The organism is Azospirillum sp. TSH20 (genome assembly GCF_003115935.1).
In the GTDB taxonomy this organism is placed as follows: Bacteria; Pseudomonadota; Alphaproteobacteria; order Azospirillales; family Azospirillaceae; genus Azospirillum.
Genome location: NZ_LGQU01000042.1, coordinates 70776 through 87374, shown reverse-complemented (window position 1 = coordinate 87374; position 16599 = coordinate 70776). Strand labels below are relative to the sequence as shown.

Here is a 16599-nt window from a genome sequence, read left to right as displayed (position 1 = left end):
GTAATGACGTTCCACCACCGTCCCGGTTTCAGCGCCATCGCCCTCTTCGGGGCGGTGGCGTTGCTGTTTTCCGCCTGCGCTCCCAAGGAGGAGGCGAAGCCGCCGCCCGATGCCCTGACCCTGGCGCCGCTGTCCTTCGCCGACTTGCCCGGCTGGCGCACTGACCCGGTGGCCCAGGCGGTTCCGGCGCTCGCCCGCTCCTGTGCGCGGTTCAAGACCCTGCCGGCGGACCGGCCGGTCGGGCCAAGCGGTGTGGCGGGGACCATCGGCGACTGGCAGGTCCCTTGCGCGCAACTGGCGGATCTGCCGCCCGGCGACGATGCCGCCGCCCGCGCCTTCTTCGAGGCGAACTTCACCCCCTATGCCGCCGGCAACAACGGCACGCGCGAGGGGCTGTTCACCGGCTATTACGAGGCCGAGCTGGAGGGCAGCCGTCGGCCGGATCCGGCCTATCCGGTGCCGCTCTATCGCCGGCCGGCCGATCTGGTGATGGTCGATCTCGGCGACTTCTCCGACCGCTGGAAGGGGGAGCGCACCGCCGGCCGGGTGGTCGATGGCAAGTTGAAGCCCTACGAGAATCGCGCCGCCATCGTCGCGGGGGCACTCAAGGGCAAGGGTCTGGAACTGGTCTGGGTAAAGGACCCGATCGGCGCCTTCTTCCTGCAAATTCAGGGATCGGGGCGGATCCGGCTCGCCAATGAAGGCAATGGCGGCGGCGAGTTGCGCGTCGGTTACGCCGGCCAGAACGGCCACAAATACGTGGCCATCGGCAAGGAACTGATCGAGCGCGGCGCGCTGAAGCGGGAGGAGGTCTCGCTGCAGACCATCCGCGCTTGGCTGCTCGCCCATCCCGATCAGGCACCGGCGGTGATGAACGTCAACCCGTCCTACGTCTTCTTCCAGCCGCTGTCCGGCGACGGTCCTAACGGTGCCCAGGGCGTGGCGCTGACCCCCGGCCGCAGTCTGGCGGTGGATTCCAAATTCATGCCCTATGGCGTGCCGGTGTGGCTGGATGCGGAGGACCCGCTGGATGCCGGGCAGCGGCTGCAGCGGCTGCTGGTCGCCCAAGACACGGGCGGAGCGATCCGGGGGCCGGTGCGTGGCGACGTCTTCTGGGGCCATGGCCCGGAGGCGGAGCAGCGGGCGGGAGTGATGAAAAGCCGTGGGAGCTATACGCTGCTGCTGCCCAAGAGCGTGAAGGTGGCGGCAGGCGGGTAGGGGCCCGGCAGAGGAATGTTTCACGTGAAGCAGGGGGCACCCGATGCGAGTGCCCCCTGCCTTCTCACAGAATGAACTTCGACAGATCGGCGTTCTTCGCCAGACCACCGACCCGCTCGCGAACCAGGGCGGCGTCGATGGTGATCGTCTCGCCGGCGCGGTCGCTGGCGGCGAAGCTGATCTCCTCCAGCAGCCGCTCCAGCACTGTGTGCAGGCGGCGGGCGCCGATGTTCTCGACCGAGCTGTTGATCTCCGCCGCCAGACGGGCCAGCTCGTCGATGCTGTCGTCGGTGAAGACCAGATCGACCTCCTCCGTCTTCATCAGCGCCTTGTACTGACGGATCAGGCTGGCTTCCGGTTCGGTGAGGATGCGCTTGAAGTCGTCCTGGCTCAGCGCCTTCAACTCGACCCGGATCGGCAGGCGGCCCTGAAGTTCGGGCAGCAGGTCGGACGGCTTGGCGATGTGGAAAGCGCCCGACGCGATGAACAGGATGTGGTCGGTCTTCACCGGGCCGTGCTTGGTCGACACCGTCGTGCCTTCGATCAGCGGCAGCAGGTCGCGCTGAACGCCCTCGCGGCTGACATCGGCGCCGCGGGCGTCGGAGCGGGCGGAGATCTTGTCGATCTCGTCCAGGAAGACGATGCCGTTCTGCTCGACCGCGCGGATCGCCTCCGCCACCACCTTTTCCTGGTCCAGCAGCTTGTCGGACTCCTCGGCCATCAGCACGCCGTGGCTTTCGGCCACCGACATGCGGCGGGTCTTGGTGCGGCCGCCCATCATCTTGCCGAACATGTCGTTCAGGTTCAGCATCCCCATCTGGGCGCCCGGCATGCCGGGGATGTCGAAGGTCGGCATGTTGCCGGCCCCGGTGTCAGCGACCTGGACCTCGATCTCCTTGTCGTTCAGCGTGCCTTCGCGCAGCATCTTGCGGAACTTGGCACGCGTCTCCGCACTGGCGCTGTCGCCGCACAGCGCGTCGAGCACGCGCTCCTCGGCGCGCAGTTCGGCCTTGGCGGCAACCTCCTTGCGCAGGCGCTCGCGGGTCAGGCCGATGGCGGCCTCCACCAGATCGCGGACGATCTGCTCGACGTCGCGGCCGACATAGCCGACCTCGGTGAACTTGGTGGCCTCCACCTTCAGGAAGGGGGCCTGGGCCAGCCGGGCAAGGCGGCGGGCGATCTCGGTCTTGCCGACACCGGTCGGGCCGATCATCAGGATGTTCTTCGGCAACACCTCTTCCCGCAAGCCCTCGGGCAGCTGCTGCCGGCGCCAGCGGTTGCGCAGCGCGATGGCGACCGCGCGCTTGGCGTCGTTCTGGCCGACGATATAGCGGTCGAGTTCGGAGACGATCTCGCGCGGGCTGAAGGCGGCGCTGTCGGCGGACACGGAAGCGGTCTGAATCGTCATGGCGCTCACAGCTTTTCCAGGGTGACGTTTTCGTTGGTGTAGACGCAGATGCCGGCGGCGATCCTCATCGCCTTGCGCGCCACGGCTTCCGCATCCATCCCGTCGATGTCGATCAGCGCACGCGCCGCCGACAGGGCGTAGGACCCGCCGGAGCCGATGCCGATCAGCCCGTCCTCCGGCTCCAGGACGTCGCCGTTGCCGGTCAGCACCAAGCTGACGGACTTGTCGGCGACGGCCATCATCGCTTCCAGCCGGCGCAGGTAGCGGTCGGTGCGCCAATCCTTGGCCATTTCGACGCAGGCGCGGGTCAGCTGTCCGGGATACTGCTCCAGCTTGCCCTCCAGCCGCTCGAACAGGGTCAGCGCGTCGGCGGTGGCGCCGGCGAAGCCCGCCATCACCGTGCCGCCGGCCAGCCAGCGGACCTTGCGCGCGTTGGCCTTCATCACCGTCTGGCCGACCGAGACCTGCCCATCGCCGGCGATCACCACCTGACCGTTCTTGCGCACCGACAGGATGGTGGTGCCGTGCCATTGGATGGGATCATGTGGATTGGACGCTGGATAGGTCATGCGGAAACCACGCTGGAAAATGGGGAACGGCCTGCCACCCCCGGGAGTGCTGCGCCGATGCGGCGCGCGGACCCCTTTGAATCGTGGAGGCAGGACATCCGGTCTATGTGGGAGGGGCGATGTCGCCGTCAAGCAGTTCGCCGTCTGGCGCCTCATCCTCCCACAGCGGATCGGGCGGGCTGTTGCGGCGTGGTTTGCCCGGCTTGGATGGAGCCGGAGGCTGAACGGCGGCGACCGCATCCACCCCCAGCCGGTCGAGCAGCGGGCCGAGCGCCAGGAACTCCACAAGCCCCGCCGGCGTGACGGAGGAGCGGCCGGCGGCCGGTGCCACGCCGGCCAGTGCGCCGCTTCCGTCGAGCAGCGGGTCGCCGGCTTCCGTCACCGCGGTGAACAGGTCGGCCGAGCCCACATCCGCCTGGATCAGTGTGCCGCCACGAGCCTCGTCGGCCGGCAGGCCCCCGACGATCCCGGCTATTTCCTTGCTGCGTCCGCCGATGACCGCCCGCACCGGGTCGCTGACGCGCAGGGCCGCGGTACGTAGGGACAGGGCGGGCAGCCGCGCCGGCACCCGGACCAGGGCAAAGCCGCTGGCCGCGTCGCGCCCGATCACCCAGCCGGTCAGCTCCACGCCACGGGCCGGCCGCACCGTGACGGTGAGGTCGGTTCCGGGGAGGGGAGCCAGCAGCACAGCCTGCACCTCGTCGGCGACATCGGTTTCTCCGATCACCAGCCCGTGCGACCGGCCGACTGGTATCCTCGCCGACGCGATCCGGCCGGATCCGGCCCCGCCGCGCAGAAGCAGGCGGCTGGGGGCAGCCTGTGCAGGGGTTGCGACCGGAGCGGAGGGTGCCGCGGCTGGCGAGGCATTTGGTGTCAGCGGAATGGGGCCGGATCCGGGCGGTGCCGCCACGGGAAACGCCGTCGACGGCCGTCCGGCCGGGGAGGGCAGGGCGCCGCCGGACAGCAGGGCGCGGAAACCGGCGTCGGCGGCGAGCGCCTCCACTGCCGCGGCGAAGGCCTCCTCGACCAGCAGGGTCTCGCCCTGGGGCACCCCGCGTTCCTGTGCCGTGGCTCCGGTGGTGACGAGGCGATGGACCAGCCCGTCGCCGCGCGCGTCGTAGACCGTCCATTCCACCTTGACGCTGCCGGTGCCGGAACTGCCCTTGCTGCTGCCGGTCAGCCAGTTGGTGCGGTGGCACAGCTCCAGCTGCACGTCGCGCAGGTCGCCCTGCACGGTGAAGCGGGCGCGGCTGCGGTTGCCGTCGGGGTTGTCGGGACCGCCGGGCCGGCCGACCACGTCGAAGCCGGCGGCGGTCATCACCTCGGCAAACCGCTCGTCGAAGGTGGAGCCGCGCCGCATGTTGACGCCGCTGGTCCAATAGACGTCGTCATAGGGCGGGGCGCAGTCGATGCCCCAGACATAGCGGCCGATCTGCATCCCGCGCCGCATCGAGCCGATGGTCAGCTCGCCGAAGCGGAAGGGCGCGGTGGTGCCGGCAGCGACCGGCGCCGCCGCCTTTCCGACCGGCGGAGGCGGGGACATGCCGCCGCAGCCGGCCGGCAAAAGGCCGAGAAGGAGAATCAAAACTGCGGCGAATGGGCGCGGGTGGGTCGTCATAAGCGGATATGCACGCATGAGGTGTGAAAGACTGTACCCCGCACACCCATGTAGGACAATCGTCGGAATGGACAGAGCGCGCATCATTCGTGCCGGATGCTGGCGCGTGCGGATGCTTCCTGCTACAAAACCGCCATGGACCAGACCCCCACGAATGGCGGCCGCCGCGCCTCGATCGAGCGGAACACCACGGAGACCCGGATCCGGGTCGCGCTGAACCTTGACGGCACCGGCGTCTACGACGTCAAGACGGGGGTCGGCTTCCTCGACCATATGCTGGAGCAGCTGTCGCGCCACAGCCTGATGGACCTGACGGTCCTGGCCGACGGCGACCTGCACATCGACTATCACCACACCACCGAGGACACCGGCATCGCCATCGGCATGGCGGTGGCGAAGGCGCTGGGCGACCGCAAGGGCATCCAGCGCTACGGCCATTCCTATGTCCCGATGGACGAGACGCTGACGCGGGTGGCGCTGGACTTCTCCAACCGGCCCTACCTGATCTGGAAGGTGAACTTCACCCGCGACAAGATCGGCGATTTCGACACCGAGCTGTTCCGTGAATGGTTCCAGGCCTTCGCCATGGCCGCCGGCGTGACGCTGCACGTCGAGAACCTGTATGGCGAGAACAACCACCACATCGTGGAAAGCTGCTACAAGGCGCTTGCCCGCGCGCTGCGCGCCGGGGTGGAGATCGACCCGCGCAAGCGCGATGCGGTGCCCTCCACCAAGGGCACGCTCGGCGGATCGCTCTGACGGCGGGGACCTGAAGTCTCCCTCCGCCGTCCTATCGGAAGGTTTGTCACGTCCATGGAAACGGTCGCGCTGATCGATTACGGCTCCGGCAACCTGCGCTCCGCCGCCAAGGCGATCGAGCGCGCGGCCGGCGAAGCCGAATCCTCCTACAATGTCCTCGTCACCTCCGATGCCGATGCGGTCCGCCATGCCGACCGCGTGGTGCTGCCCGGCGTCGGTGCCTTCGCCGACTGCAAGCGCGGCCTGTCGGAGGTCCCCGGCATGCTCGACGCGCTGGAGGAGGTGGTGCACCGCCGCGGCCGGCCCTTCCTGGGCATCTGCGTCGGCATGCAGCTGATGGCCGAACGCGGCCGCGAATATGGCGTGACCGAGGGGCTGGGCTGGATCCGTGGCGAGGTGGTGAAGCTGGAACCGGCCGATCCCACCTTGAAAATCCCGCATATGGGCTGGAACGAGCTGAACATCCGCCGCCCGCACCCGGTTCTGGCCGGGCTGCCGGAGGGCGCGCATGCCTATTTCGTCCATTCCTACCAGTTCAAGCCGGCCGACCCTGACACGCTGATCGCGTCCGCCGATTACGGCGGACCCTTCGCCGCGGTGGTCGGGCGCGACAATCTGGTCGGCACCCAGTTCCACCCGGAAAAGAGCCAGGCCACCGGTCTGGCGCTGATCGCCAATTTCCTGCGCTGGAAGGTCTGAGGCGATGGCAGAGATCGCCATCGACAAGGTCGATGCGCTGAAGACCGCCGACCTGCATGACCTGTGCGACGCGGCCGACGATGCCATCCGCGCCGGCGGCGGTTTCGGCTGGGTCGAGCCGCCGCCGCGCGACGTGATGGAGCGCTTCTGGAAAGGCGTGCTGGTGGTGCCGGAACGGGTGCTGTTCGTCGCCCGCCTCGACGGGGTGGTGGCCGGATCCGCCCAGCTGGTCAAGCCGCCGCGCAACAACGAGGCGCAGGCCCACGCCGCCCAGCTGACCACCAGCTTTGTCGCCCCCTGGGCGCGCGGCCACGGCCTTGCCCGCCGCCTGACGCTGGCGGTGGTGGAGGAGGCGCGCGCCGTTGGCTTCCAGGTGCTGAACCTGGACGTCCGGGTGACGCAGGAGGCGGCCATCGCGCTCTACGAATCGCTCGGCTTCAAGCGCTGGGGCACCCATCCCTTCTATGCGCTGGTGCAGGGCAAGCCGCTTGCCGGACATTTCTACTGCAAAGACCTTCAGCCCGATTCCCAGCCGCCCGCCGAATAACGCCCGACAACCGCCAGCCACGCCATAGGAAGACGCCCGCGATGATCATCTATCCCGCCATCGACCTCAAGGACGGTGCCTGCGTCCGCCTGCTGCGCGGCGAGATGAGCCAGGCCACGGTCTTCAACACCGATCCCGGCGAACAGGCCCGCCTGTTCCAGAGCCAGGGCTTCGAATGGCTGCATCTGGTCGACCTCAACGGCGCCTTCGAAGGCAAGCCGGTGAACGGCGCCGCGGTGGAAAGCATCCTGAAGTCGGTGACCATCCCGGTCCAGCTCGGCGGCGGCATCCGCGATCTGAACACCATCGGCATGTGGCTGGAGAAGGGGATCAGCCGCGTCATCCTGGGCACGGTGGCGCTGCGCGATCCGGAGCTGGTCAAGGCCGCCTGCCGCGAGTTCCCCGGCAAGGTCGCCGTCGGCATCGACGCGCGCGAAGGCTATGTCGCCGTGGCCGGCTGGGCCGAGACCTCCGACATCAAGGCGCTCGATCTGGCGCTGAAGTTCGAGGATTGCGGCGTCGCCGCCATCATCTACACCGACATCAACCGCGACGGCGCCATGGGTGGCGTCAATGTCGAGTCCACCTCCGACCTCGCCTTCCACCTGACCACCCCGGTGATCGCGTCGGGCGGCGTCTCCTCCATCGAGGACCTGAAGGCGCTGAAGTTGGAGGAGGATACCGGGATCGAGGGCGTGATCTGCGGCCGTGCGCTGTATGACGGCCGGATCGACCCGAAAGAGGCGCTGGCCCTGCTCTCCGCTCCCGCCGTCGAGGACGCCGACTGATGCTGAAGATGCGCGTCATCCCCTGCCTGGACGTCAAGGACGGCCGGGTGGTCAAGGGGGTCAACTTCGTCGATCTGGTCGATGCCGGCGATCCGGTGGAACAGGCCCGCGTCTATGATCGCGAGGGGGCCGACGAGCTGACCTTCCTCGACATCACCGCCAGCCACGAGAACCGCGACACCATCTTCGACGTGGTGCGGCGGACGGCGGAACAGGTCTTCATGCCGCTGACCGTCGGCGGCGGCGTGCGCACGGTGGACGACATCCGCAAGCTGCTGCTGGCCGGCGCCGACAAGGTGTCGATCAACACGGCGGCGATCCATCGTCCGGAGTTCGTGCGCGAGGGGGCCGAGAAGTTCGGCGCCCAGTGCATCGTCGTCGCCATCGACGCCAAGAAGGTCGCTCCCGGCAAGTGGGAGGTTTTCACCCATGGCGGGCGCAACGCCACCGGCATCGACGCGGTGGAATGGGCCAAGCGGATGGAATCGCTGGGGGCAGGGGAAATCCTGCTGACCTCGATGGACCGCGACGGCACCAAGAGCGGTTTCGACCTGGAGCTGACGCGCACGGTGGCGGACTCGATCCGCATTCCGGTGATCGCGTCGGGCGGCGTCGGTACGCTCGACCATCTGGTGGAGGGCATCCGCGAGGGCCACGCCACCGCCGTGCTCGCCGCCTCGATCTTCCATTTCGGCACCTACACCATCGGTCAGGCCAAGGCGGCGCTGAGTGCCGCCGGCATCCCGGTGCGCCCGGCCAAGGCGGTGGAGACGGCCGCCGCGGAGAGAGCCAATGGGTGAGAAGAAGGCCATCGAGAAAGCCATGGAGAAGGCTGCCGAAAAGGCGCCGGCCCTGCCGTCGGCCGAGGTGCTCGACCGGCTGTTCACCACCGTACTGGCCCGCAAGGGGGCTGATCCGGAGACCTCCTACACCGCGAAGCTCTACAGCCGCGGCACGGCCAAGATCGCCCAGAAGGTGGGCGAGGAGGCGGTGGAGGCGATCCTTGAGGCCGTGCGCGGCGACAAGGCGGCGCTGGCCGCGGAATCCGCCGACCTGCTCTATCACCTGCTGGTGCTGTGGGCCGACCTCGGACTGGATCCGGCGGAGGTCTGGAGCAAGCTCGCCCAGCGCGAGGGCACCAGCGGCATCGACGAGAAGAAGTCCCGTAAAGCTTGAATGGGGCTTGGGCGGGACTCCCCAACAAGAGGACGCATGCGATGGCCAAGAGCTATGACGCCAACAACGTGTTCGCCCGCATCTTGCGCGGCGAAATCCCGTGCAAGAAGGTGCATGAGACCGAACACGCGCTCGCCTTCCACGACATCGACCCGCAGGCGCCGACCCATGTGCTGGTGATCCCGAAAGGCGCCTATGTCGACATGGACGACTTCACCGCCAAGGCGTCCGACGCCGAGATTGCCGGCCTGTTCCGCGCGGTGGGCGAGGTCGCCCGCATGGTCGGCGCCGACGGCCCCGGCTACCGCATCCTGTCCAATTGCGGCGAGGCCGCGCATCAGGAAGTGCCCCACCTGCACATCCACCTGTTCGCCGGCCGCGACCTGGGACGGATGATCGGGAAGGCTTGAGGGGCAGATAGGGTTCGCGATTGCGGAGTTAGACCCCCACCCTGACCCTCCCCCGCTCTCAGCGGACCTTCGGTCCGCCTGCCGCGTCAGCACAAAGCGGAGCTTTGTGCGAGAGCTTCGCAGGGGAGGGGATAAGTGCTTGTTCGGGAGAGTGGCGGCAGTCCCTCCCCCGCCCAGCGGGGGAGGTTAGGTGGGGGCATTCGAAGTCGACGCCCCCGCAACTCCATCACCTCCGCCGCACCCCCACCCGACGCCGCGTCCCCTTCTTCGGCGGGACCGCATCCAAAATCGCCAGGATCGCCTCGATCCGCTCCTCGTCCAGATCGCCGATGCGTTCCGACAGCCGGTTGGCAAGCTCGGTCGCTCTCGCGCTCAGCCCCGCGGTGTCGACGGTCACGCGGGGATGCGACAGATCCGCCAGCCGTTCCAGCTCCTCCGCCTCGTCCCAGATGATGCCGAAATAGGCGCAGATCTGCCGGACCAGCTGCGGCGATGGCTGGCCGCGCTTGCCATGTTCCAGGGCCGACAGATAGGCGGACGAGATGGACAGGTCGGTCGCCATCTGCTTCAGCGTCACGCCTTTGGCGTCGCGCAGCGACCGGACCCGTTCGCCGAACGGGGTCATGTGGAGTCCCTGACTGTGTGGGACTCAGTCCTTACGGTCGCGCCGCCGTTTGATCAAGACATACAGCGCGCCGTCGCCGCCATCCTTCGGCCGGGCCGGCTGGATCGCCAGCACCATCGGGCGCAGGGCCGGATCCGCCAGCCAGCGGGGGGTCGCCTGACGCAGCACGCCCAGACCGCCGAAACTGCCCTTGCCGGTGATGACCAGAACACAGCGCCGCCCCTCGTTCCAGGCGCGGTGGACGAAGGCGGCAAGCGCATTGTGCGCCTGGGCCTGGGTCATGCCGTGCAGGTCGATGCGGCCATCGATCTCCAGTTCGCCGCGGCGGAAGCGGTCGCCGGTGCGGCGGTCGATGTTGGCGGTCGAACCCGGCGTCAGCGGCGGATGGCCGGGCCGGGCCGGGCCGGGCGGGGAAGGGTGGCGGCGTGCGGTCGGCGGCGGGGCGAGGCTGGTCGCCACCGGCTCCTCCACCAGTTCCGCCATGGTCGCCACTGGTTCCGGATCAGCCTCGACCATGCGGCCGGGCATCGGTTCGGCGTCGCGCATGGCGAGCCGCCACAGGCGCCGCTCGTCGGGCGTGGGCAGTCGTCTGCGGGTCATCGGCGCGGAACCTTCTGCGGAAACGAAAAGGGCGGTGCCGACGGATAAAGCCCGTCGGCCCGCCCCTGTCAATGTGTGTTGCCGCAACGCGAAAGAAAAGACGTCCCAAGAAAGGATGGTGGCGGCGGCGACGGTCAGCCGCCGGCCTTCAACGCGTCCAAACGCCCCTTCAACAGGGTGTATTCGGGGTCGCTCGGCTTGAACTGGGTGATCAGCTTGCTCCAATGGGCCTCAGCCTCGTCCTTGCGGCCCGACATCATGGCGTCGAGGCCGAGCAGCCACAGCGCGTCCTTGTTGTCCGGCTCCGCCTTCAGCGCCAGACGCAGGGCGGAGGTCGCCTCTTCCGGCAGCGGCTTCGGCGTCTCGTTGCGCGGCTGGGTCTGCAGCACGGCGTTGGCGTAGGCGACCTGCACGTCGGCCCGCTCCGGCGCCCGCTCGCGCGCCTTGCGGGCGGCGTCCAGCGCCTTGGCAGGCTCGCCCAGCACGCCATAGGAGCGGGCGAGCTTCAGCCAGCCATCGACGTCGGACGGATCGGCGTCCAGCCGGGCGGCGAGGTTGGCGACCATGCCGCGGATCATCTCGTCCTGGCCGGCCATGTTGGGCGGAGCGTTGGGAGCGGCCTGCGGGCCACCCGGCTGACCTTGCGCCGCCTGCTCTTTCTGCTCCGGCGGAAGCGGCTGCGGCGTCACCTTGGCGGGGTCGAGGTTCAGCGCCACCGCGGCCTCGCGGATCTGGTCGCGGACCACCGGCACCCACGGCGCGTCGGCGGGAGATTCCGCCATCAGCGCGCTCCAGCGGTCCAGCGCCCCTTGCTGGTCGCCGGCCTGGAAGCGGGCAAGGGCGGCGAAGAAGCGGGCGCGCGGGTCCTTCGGCTCCTTGGCCAGCACGGCGTCGAAGGCGGCCACCGCCTCTTCCGGGACCATGCCGTCGTTGGCGGAGACCAGCGTCTCGCCGAACAGGCCCTGGATCTCGACATCGTCCTTGTTAAGGGCGACGGCGTGGCGCAGCGCGTCGGCCGCGTCGGCATTGCGGCCCATCTTGGCATAGGCCTGGCCCAGGATCAGCCAGCCCTGCAGATCATTGGGGTTCTCGGCCAACTGGGCCTTCAGCTTGTCCATCGCGGCAAGCACGCTCTTGGGCGGACCGCCGCGCTCCTGCTCCAGATTGCGCGAGGCCAGCGGCTGGGCCGGCAGGTCGGGGCGGCCGACCGAGCCGTAGACCGCAAGCGCGCCGACCGGCAGCACCAGCGCCAGCAGCACCGCCAGCAGGCGACCGCTGCGCGCCGTCTTCGGCGCACCGGCATTGCCGCCCTTCTCGGCGGTCGCCAGCATGCGCCGGGCGATCTCCGCCTTGGCCGCTTCGGCCTGGGCGTCGTTGATCAGGCCGCGCGCCCGGTCGCGTTCCAGCTCGTCCAGCTGGTCGCGATAGACCTCGCGGTCGAACTCCTCGCGGTCGGGGCCGGATCCGGCAGACCGCAGCAGCGGCGGCACCAGCAGCAGCAGAACGGCCGCAGTCAGGACGGCGGCGAAAATCCAGAACAGCATCAGTCGTCTTTCCGCAGCAGGGCGTCCAGCCGCCGCCGCTCATCCGCGCTCAGGGGAGCGGTATCGGCGCCGGCGGCGACACCGCGCCGCCCGCGCAGGAACAGGAAGGTGCCGGCCGCACCCAGCAGCAGCACGGCGAAGGGGCCGATCCACAGCACCAGCGTGGTCGCCTTGAAGGGCGGACGCAGCAGCACATAGTCGCCATAGCGGTCGGTGACGAACTCCATCACCTTGTCGTCGCTGTCGCCGGCCTTCAGCCGGTCGCGCACCAGGACGCGCAGGTCGCGGGCCAGCGGCGCGTTGCTGTCGTCGATTGACTGGTTCTGGCAGACGAGGCAGCGCAGCTCCTGGCTGATGGCGCGGGCGCGAGATTCCAGCGCCGGGTCCTGCAGCACCTCGTCCGGCTGGACGGCCAGGGCGGGCGTGATGGCGGGGGACAAGGCCGACAGCGCCAGCAGGGCGGCGAGAAGGATGCGCTTCATCAGCCCTGCCTCAGATGCTTGACCATGGGGAGGATCTGCTCCTCCACCACCTGCGGGGTCAGCGGGCCGACATGCTTGTAGCGGATGCGGCCCTTGCGGTCGATCAGGTAGCTTTCCGGCACGCCGTAGACGCCCCAGTCGATCGACACCCGGCCGTCCTGGTCGGCGCCGATGGCGGCATAGGGGTTGCCGTTGCGCGACAGCCAGGTCAGCGCGTCCTCCGGCTTGTCCTTGTAGTTGATGCCGTAGACCGTCACCCCCTGCTCCCGCGACAGGCGGGTGATGACGGGATGCTCCGCCTTGCAGGGGATGCACCAGGAGGCGAAGACGTTCACCAGCGTCACGTCGCCGCTCAGCTTGGCCGAGGACAGGCCGGCGGTGGCGGGCTGACCTTGGACCATGTGGCCCGGGATCGCCGGCAGGTCGAAGGTCGGGGCCGGCTTGTCGATCAGGGCCGACGGGATGTCGCGCGGGTCACGCTCGAACCCCAGGTAGAAGGCCACGCCCACCCCGATGAACAGCAGGAAGGGCAGCAGGTACAGAAGGCGGCGCATCGTGTCTTGGTCCTCATTCGGCCGGAAGCGGGGCCGATTTTCCGGCCACCCGGCGGCGTTCGGGCGCGCCGATGCGGAAGCGACGGTCGGTCAGGCTCACCAGCCCGCCCAGCATCATCCCGACGCCGCCGATCCAGATCCACGGCACCAGCGGGTGGTGATAGATGCGGACGATCCAGGCGGTGCCGTTCTGCGTCGGGTCGCCCAGCGCCACATACAGGTCGGAGAAGACCGTGGTGTGGATGGCCGATTCCGTGGTGGTCATGCGGGTGGTGCTGTAGCTGCGGCGCTCCGGCTCCAGCGTGGCGATGGGCCGGCCGTCCTTCGTCACCGTGAAGATGCCGCGCTCCGCCTTGAAGTTCGGGCCGTTCACCAGCCCGACGCTGTCGAAGTGGAACTCGTAGCCGGCGACGTTGGTCTGGTCGCCCGGCTTCATCGACGTAATGGATTCCGTCTGCCAGGCGGAGGTGCCGGTCATGCCCAGGATCGACAGGCCGATGCTGGCATGGGCGATGGTCATGCCCCAGGCGCTGCGCGGCAGATGCACCGCACGGTTCCAGCTGTTGCGGAACGAGGTGCGGAACAGGGCGATGCGGTCGGCGAACTCGACCAGCGAACCGACGAAGGCCCAGGCGGCGAGCGCGATGCCGACCAGCGCCATCAGCGGTCCGCCGCCCGCCTTGACATAGGCGGTGATGGCGACGGCGATCACCACGGCGACGCCACCCACCCACAGCCGGGTCAGCGCCGCCCCCAGATCCGCCCGCTTCCACGACAGGTAGGGACCGACCACCATGGCGATCACCACCGGAATGGCGACCGGAACGAAGGTGGCGTTGAAGAAGGGGGCGCCGACCGACACCTTGCCCAGCTTCATGATGTCGAGGAACAGCGGATAGAGCGTGCCGATGAACACCGTCGCCGTCGCGGTGGACAGCAGCAGGTTGTTCAGCACCAGCGCGCCTTCGCGGCTGATCGGTGCGAACAGCCCGCCCGCCTTCAGCGACGGCGCCCGCAGGCTGTAGAGCAGAAGCGAGCCGCCGGTGGCGACCGCCAGCAGCACCAGGATGAAGATGCCGCGCTTGGGATCGACGGCGAAGGCATGGACCGAGGTCAGGATGCCGGAGCGCACCAGGAAGGTGCCCATCAGCGACAGCGAGAAGGTGACGATGGACAGCAGGATGGTCCAGCTCTTGAGCGCGTCACGCTTCTCCACCACGATGGCGGAGTGCAAGAGCGCGGTGCCGGCCAGCCAGGGCATGAAGGAGGCGTTCTCCACCGGGTCCCAATACCACCAGCCGCCCCAGCCCAGCTCGTAATAGGCCCACCAGGAGCCCATGGCGATGCCCATGGTCAGGGTCGACCATGCCGCCAGCGTCCAGGGCCGCACCCAGCGCGCCCAGGCGGGATCGACCCGCCCCTCGATCAACGCGGCGACCGCGAACGAGAAGGCCATGGAGAATCCGACATAGCCGGCATAGAGGAAGGGCGGGTGGAAGGCGAGGCCGGGGTCCTGCAGCAGCGGGTTCAGGTCGTTGCCGTCCAGCGGCGCCGGGACCACGCGGATGAAGGGGTTGGAAGTGATCAGGATGAACAGCAGGAAACCGACCCCGATCAGACCCTGGACCGCCAGAACCCGCGCCTTCAGCGTCGGCGGCAGGTTGCGCCCGAACACGGCCACGGCGGCGCCGAAGATCGTCAGCATGACGATCCACAGCATCATCGAGCCCTCGTGGTTGCCCCAGACGCCCGACACCTTGTAGAGCATCGGCTTGGCCGAGTGGCTGTTCTGCACCACGTTCAGCACGCTGAAATCGGACACCACATGCGCCCAGGTCAGGGCGCCGTAGGCGATCAGCACCAGCATCATCTGGGCGATCGCCGCGGGCACCGCGACGTTCATCCAGGCGGTGTTGCGGGTGGCGGCGCCGACCAGCGGCGGGACCGACTGCACCAGCGCGACGAACAGCGCCAGCACCAGCGCGTAATGGCCGAGTTCGGGGATCACGGGCCCGCTACTCCTTCTTCGCGGTCTTGGTCTCGGACTCCGCCGGCTTCTTGTAGACGCCGGCCTGCTTCAATGCCTCCGACACCTCCGGCGGCATGTAGTTCTCGTCATGCTTGGCCAGCACCTCACGCGCGACGAAGACGCCGCCGGTCATCTTGCCCTCCGCCACCACGCCCTGGCCCTCGCGGAACAGGTCGGGCAACTGGCCGCGATAGCGGACGTCCACCGTGTTGGCGGTGTCGGTGACGCGGAAGGAGGTGGTGACGCCGTCCGGCAGCTTCTGCACGCTGCCTTCCTCGACCAGCCCGCCCAGGCGGAAATTGCGGTCGCCCACATGCTGGGCCTGCAGCTGGCTAGGGCTGTAGAAGAAGACGATGTTGTCCTGGAAGGCGGTCAGCGCCAGGGCGGTCGCCGTGCCCAGCCCGAGAAGGGCGAGGCCCAGCATGTAGAGGCGGCGTTTCTTGCGGGTCATCCTTCGCTCGCTTCCGCCGGCGTTCCGGCGTTCTGATCGGCCGCTTTGCGGCCAGCATTATTGGGGCCATTGCGGGTGCGGCGGCGGGCCGGGCGGGCGCTTTCCAGCGCCTTCAGCGTCGCCTCGGCGTTGCGCAGCCCCTTCCAGGTGGCGGCCAGCAGGCCCAGCAGGACCAGGGTGGCGATGCCGTAGGCCGGCCAGACGTAGGCGGCGTATCCGCCCATGTGGAAGAATTCGCTCATCATCCTTACCCCCGCATCCCGTCCGCCACGGCGCCGTCACCGGCGACCGAAAGCCGCAGCGTCTGGATTTTGCGCTGGGCGATCTCGGTGCGCACGCGCAGCATGACGACCGACAGGAAATAGGCGGTGAAGGCGCCGGCCATCACCAGAAGCGGCGTCAGCATGCTGGGGTCGATGCTGGGACCGCCCATGCGCACGACGCTGGCGGGCTGGTGAAGCGTGTTCCACCAGTCGACCGAGAATTTGATGATCGGCACGTTGACGATTCCGACCAGCAGCAGGACGTTGCCGGCCTTCATGCCGCGTTGCGGATCGTCGAAGGCGTTCACCAGGGCCATGTAGCCGAGATAGAGGAAGAACAGGATCAGCACGCTGGTCAGCCGCGCGTCCCACACCCACCAGGTGCCCCACATCGGCGCGCCCCACAGCGACCCGGTCACCAGGCAGACGAAGGTGAAGCCGGCGCCGATGGGGGCGGCGGCCTTGGCGAACAGGTCGGCCAGCGGGTGCTTCCACACCAGACCCACCCCGGCGGCGATGGCCATGTTGGTGTAGATGAACATGCTCATCCAGGCGGCGGGCACATGGATGTACATGATCCGCACCGTCTCGCCCTGCTGATAGTCGGGCGGCGAGCTGAACAGGCTGAGCCACAGCCCGAGGATCGTCAGGATCACGGTCGCCCCGGCGCACCATGGCAGCAGCACGGCCGAAAGGCGCAGGAAGCGGGCGGGATTGGCGAAACGATGCATAGAACGATGGCCCCGGTACAGGTGACCTTGGTCAGGCTTGCCGACGATATAAGCGCATGTATGGCGGACTGCGAGGGGTTTCGCCTTGATCTCGGTCAGGAAGATTCGCCATTCATTCGTACTCTTAC

General features: G+C 68.6%; 20 protein-coding genes. 8 read left to right on the top strand and 12 right to left on the bottom strand.

The annotated features are described in order from the left end of the window. The first annotated feature begins 3 nt into the window (after positions 1–3). Entirely contained in the window at positions 4–1218 is a 1215-nt protein-coding gene (locus tag TSH20_RS11875; RefSeq protein ID WP_109074921.1) for a murein transglycosylase A, read from the top strand. A 64-nt stretch (positions 1219–1282) separates the two neighbouring features. Here TSH20_RS11875 and hslU read toward each other — a convergent pair whose 3' ends face one another. From hslU to TSH20_RS11860, 3 genes are all read right to left on the bottom strand, one after another. Continuing rightward, positions 1283–2626 carry an ATP-dependent protease ATPase subunit HslU gene (gene hslU, locus TSH20_RS11870; protein ID WP_109074920.1) on the bottom strand — a complete coding sequence of 448 codons (1344 nt, stop codon included), beginning with the start codon at positions 2624–2626 and terminating at the stop codon, positions 1283–1285. A gap of 5 nt (positions 2627–2631) precedes the next feature. Then, positions 2632–3195 (bottom strand): ATP-dependent protease subunit HslV, encoded by a 564-nt coding sequence (gene hslV, locus TSH20_RS11865; protein ID WP_085090547.1) that lies wholly within the window; start codon positions 3193–3195, stop codon positions 2632–2634. Between the two features lie 103 nt (positions 3196–3298). Then, complete coding sequence (locus TSH20_RS11860; protein ID WP_247871312.1) at positions 3299–4738, bottom strand: serine protease; 1440 nt, start codon at positions 4736–4738, stop codon at positions 3299–3301. Between the two features lie 210 nt (positions 4739–4948). Between TSH20_RS11860 and hisB the strand changes: the two genes are divergently transcribed. Genes hisB through TSH20_RS11825 form a run of 7 tightly spaced genes read left to right on the top strand, consistent with a single transcriptional unit; the run spans position 4949 to position 9192 of the window. After that, positions 4949–5572 carry an imidazoleglycerol-phosphate dehydratase HisB gene (hisB, locus tag TSH20_RS11855; protein WP_109075005.1) on the top strand — a complete coding sequence of 208 codons (624 nt, stop codon included), beginning with the start codon at positions 4949–4951 and terminating at the stop codon, positions 5570–5572. 54 nt (positions 5573–5626) lie between these two features. Continuing rightward, positions 5627–6271: an imidazole glycerol phosphate synthase subunit HisH gene (gene hisH / locus TSH20_RS11850; RefSeq protein ID WP_109074918.1), complete on the top strand. Its 645-nt coding sequence runs from the start codon at positions 5627–5629 to the stop codon at positions 6269–6271. A gap of 4 nt (positions 6272–6275) precedes the next feature. After that, on the top strand, positions 6276–6818 hold the full coding sequence (locus TSH20_RS11845) for a GNAT family N-acetyltransferase (RefSeq protein ID WP_109074917.1): 543 nt from the start codon (positions 6276–6278) through the stop codon (positions 6816–6818). A gap of 41 nt (positions 6819–6859) precedes the next feature. After that, positions 6860–7606 carry a 1-(5-phosphoribosyl)-5-[(5-phosphoribosylamino)methylideneamino]imidazole-4-carboxamide isomerase gene (gene hisA / locus TSH20_RS11840; protein ID WP_109074916.1) on the top strand — a complete coding sequence of 249 codons (747 nt, stop codon included), beginning with the start codon at positions 6860–6862 and terminating at the stop codon, positions 7604–7606. Next, on the top strand, positions 7606–8406 hold the full coding sequence (gene hisF / locus TSH20_RS11835; protein ID WP_109074915.1) for an imidazole glycerol phosphate synthase subunit HisF: 801 nt from the start codon (positions 7606–7608) through the stop codon (positions 8404–8406). The genes hisA and hisF overlap by 1 nt, the downstream gene beginning before the upstream one ends. A gap of 22 nt (positions 8407–8428) precedes the next feature. Then, positions 8429–8782 (top strand): phosphoribosyl-ATP diphosphatase, encoded by a 354-nt coding sequence (locus TSH20_RS11830; protein ID WP_109075004.1) that lies wholly within the window; start codon positions 8429–8431, stop codon positions 8780–8782. 41 nt (positions 8783–8823) lie between these two features. Continuing rightward, positions 8824–9192 carry a histidine triad nucleotide-binding protein gene (locus TSH20_RS11825; protein WP_109074914.1) on the top strand — a complete coding sequence of 123 codons (369 nt, stop codon included), beginning with the start codon at positions 8824–8826 and terminating at the stop codon, positions 9190–9192. Positions 9193–9418: 226 nt separating this feature from the next. Here the strand turns inward: TSH20_RS11825 and TSH20_RS11820 are convergent, their stop codons facing one another. From TSH20_RS11820 to TSH20_RS11780, 9 genes are all read right to left on the bottom strand, one after another. Next, positions 9419–9817: a helix-turn-helix transcriptional regulator gene (locus TSH20_RS11820; protein WP_109074913.1), complete on the bottom strand. Its 399-nt coding sequence runs from the start codon at positions 9815–9817 to the stop codon at positions 9419–9421. A gap of 24 nt (positions 9818–9841) precedes the next feature. Continuing rightward, complete coding sequence (locus TSH20_RS11815; RefSeq protein ID WP_109074912.1) at positions 9842–10417, bottom strand: Smr/MutS family protein; 576 nt, start codon at positions 10415–10417, stop codon at positions 9842–9844. A 134-nt stretch (positions 10418–10551) separates the two neighbouring features. Continuing rightward, on the bottom strand, positions 10552–11961 hold the full coding sequence (ccmI, locus tag TSH20_RS11810; RefSeq protein ID WP_109074911.1) for a c-type cytochrome biogenesis protein CcmI: 1410 nt from the start codon (positions 11959–11961) through the stop codon (positions 10552–10554). Then, entirely contained in the window at positions 11961–12443 is a 483-nt protein-coding gene (locus TSH20_RS11805; RefSeq protein WP_109074910.1) for a cytochrome c-type biogenesis protein, read from the bottom strand. Before TSH20_RS11805 ends, ccmI begins: the two co-directional genes overlap by 1 nt. Further along, positions 12443–12997 carry a DsbE family thiol:disulfide interchange protein gene (locus tag TSH20_RS11800; protein ID WP_109074909.1) on the bottom strand — a complete coding sequence of 185 codons (555 nt, stop codon included), beginning with the start codon at positions 12995–12997 and terminating at the stop codon, positions 12443–12445. The genes TSH20_RS11805 and TSH20_RS11800 overlap by 1 nt, the downstream gene beginning before the upstream one ends. A 13-nt stretch (positions 12998–13010) precedes the next feature. Further along, on the bottom strand, positions 13011–15005 hold the full coding sequence (locus TSH20_RS11795; protein ID WP_109074908.1) for a heme lyase CcmF/NrfE family subunit: 1995 nt from the start codon (positions 15003–15005) through the stop codon (positions 13011–13013). A 7-nt stretch (positions 15006–15012) separates the two neighbouring features. Beyond that, positions 15013–15477 (bottom strand): cytochrome c maturation protein CcmE, encoded by a 465-nt coding sequence (gene ccmE / locus TSH20_RS11790; RefSeq protein ID WP_109074907.1) that lies wholly within the window; start codon positions 15475–15477, stop codon positions 15013–15015. Continuing rightward, positions 15474–15722 (bottom strand): heme exporter protein CcmD, encoded by a 249-nt coding sequence (gene ccmD, locus TSH20_RS11785; protein ID WP_247870510.1) that lies wholly within the window; start codon positions 15720–15722, stop codon positions 15474–15476. Before ccmD ends, ccmE begins: the two co-directional genes overlap by 4 nt. Positions 15723–15724: 2 nt before the next feature. Further along, complete coding sequence (locus TSH20_RS11780; protein WP_109074906.1) at positions 15725–16471, bottom strand: heme ABC transporter permease; 747 nt, start codon at positions 16469–16471, stop codon at positions 15725–15727. Positions 16472–16599: the final 128 nt, after the last annotated feature.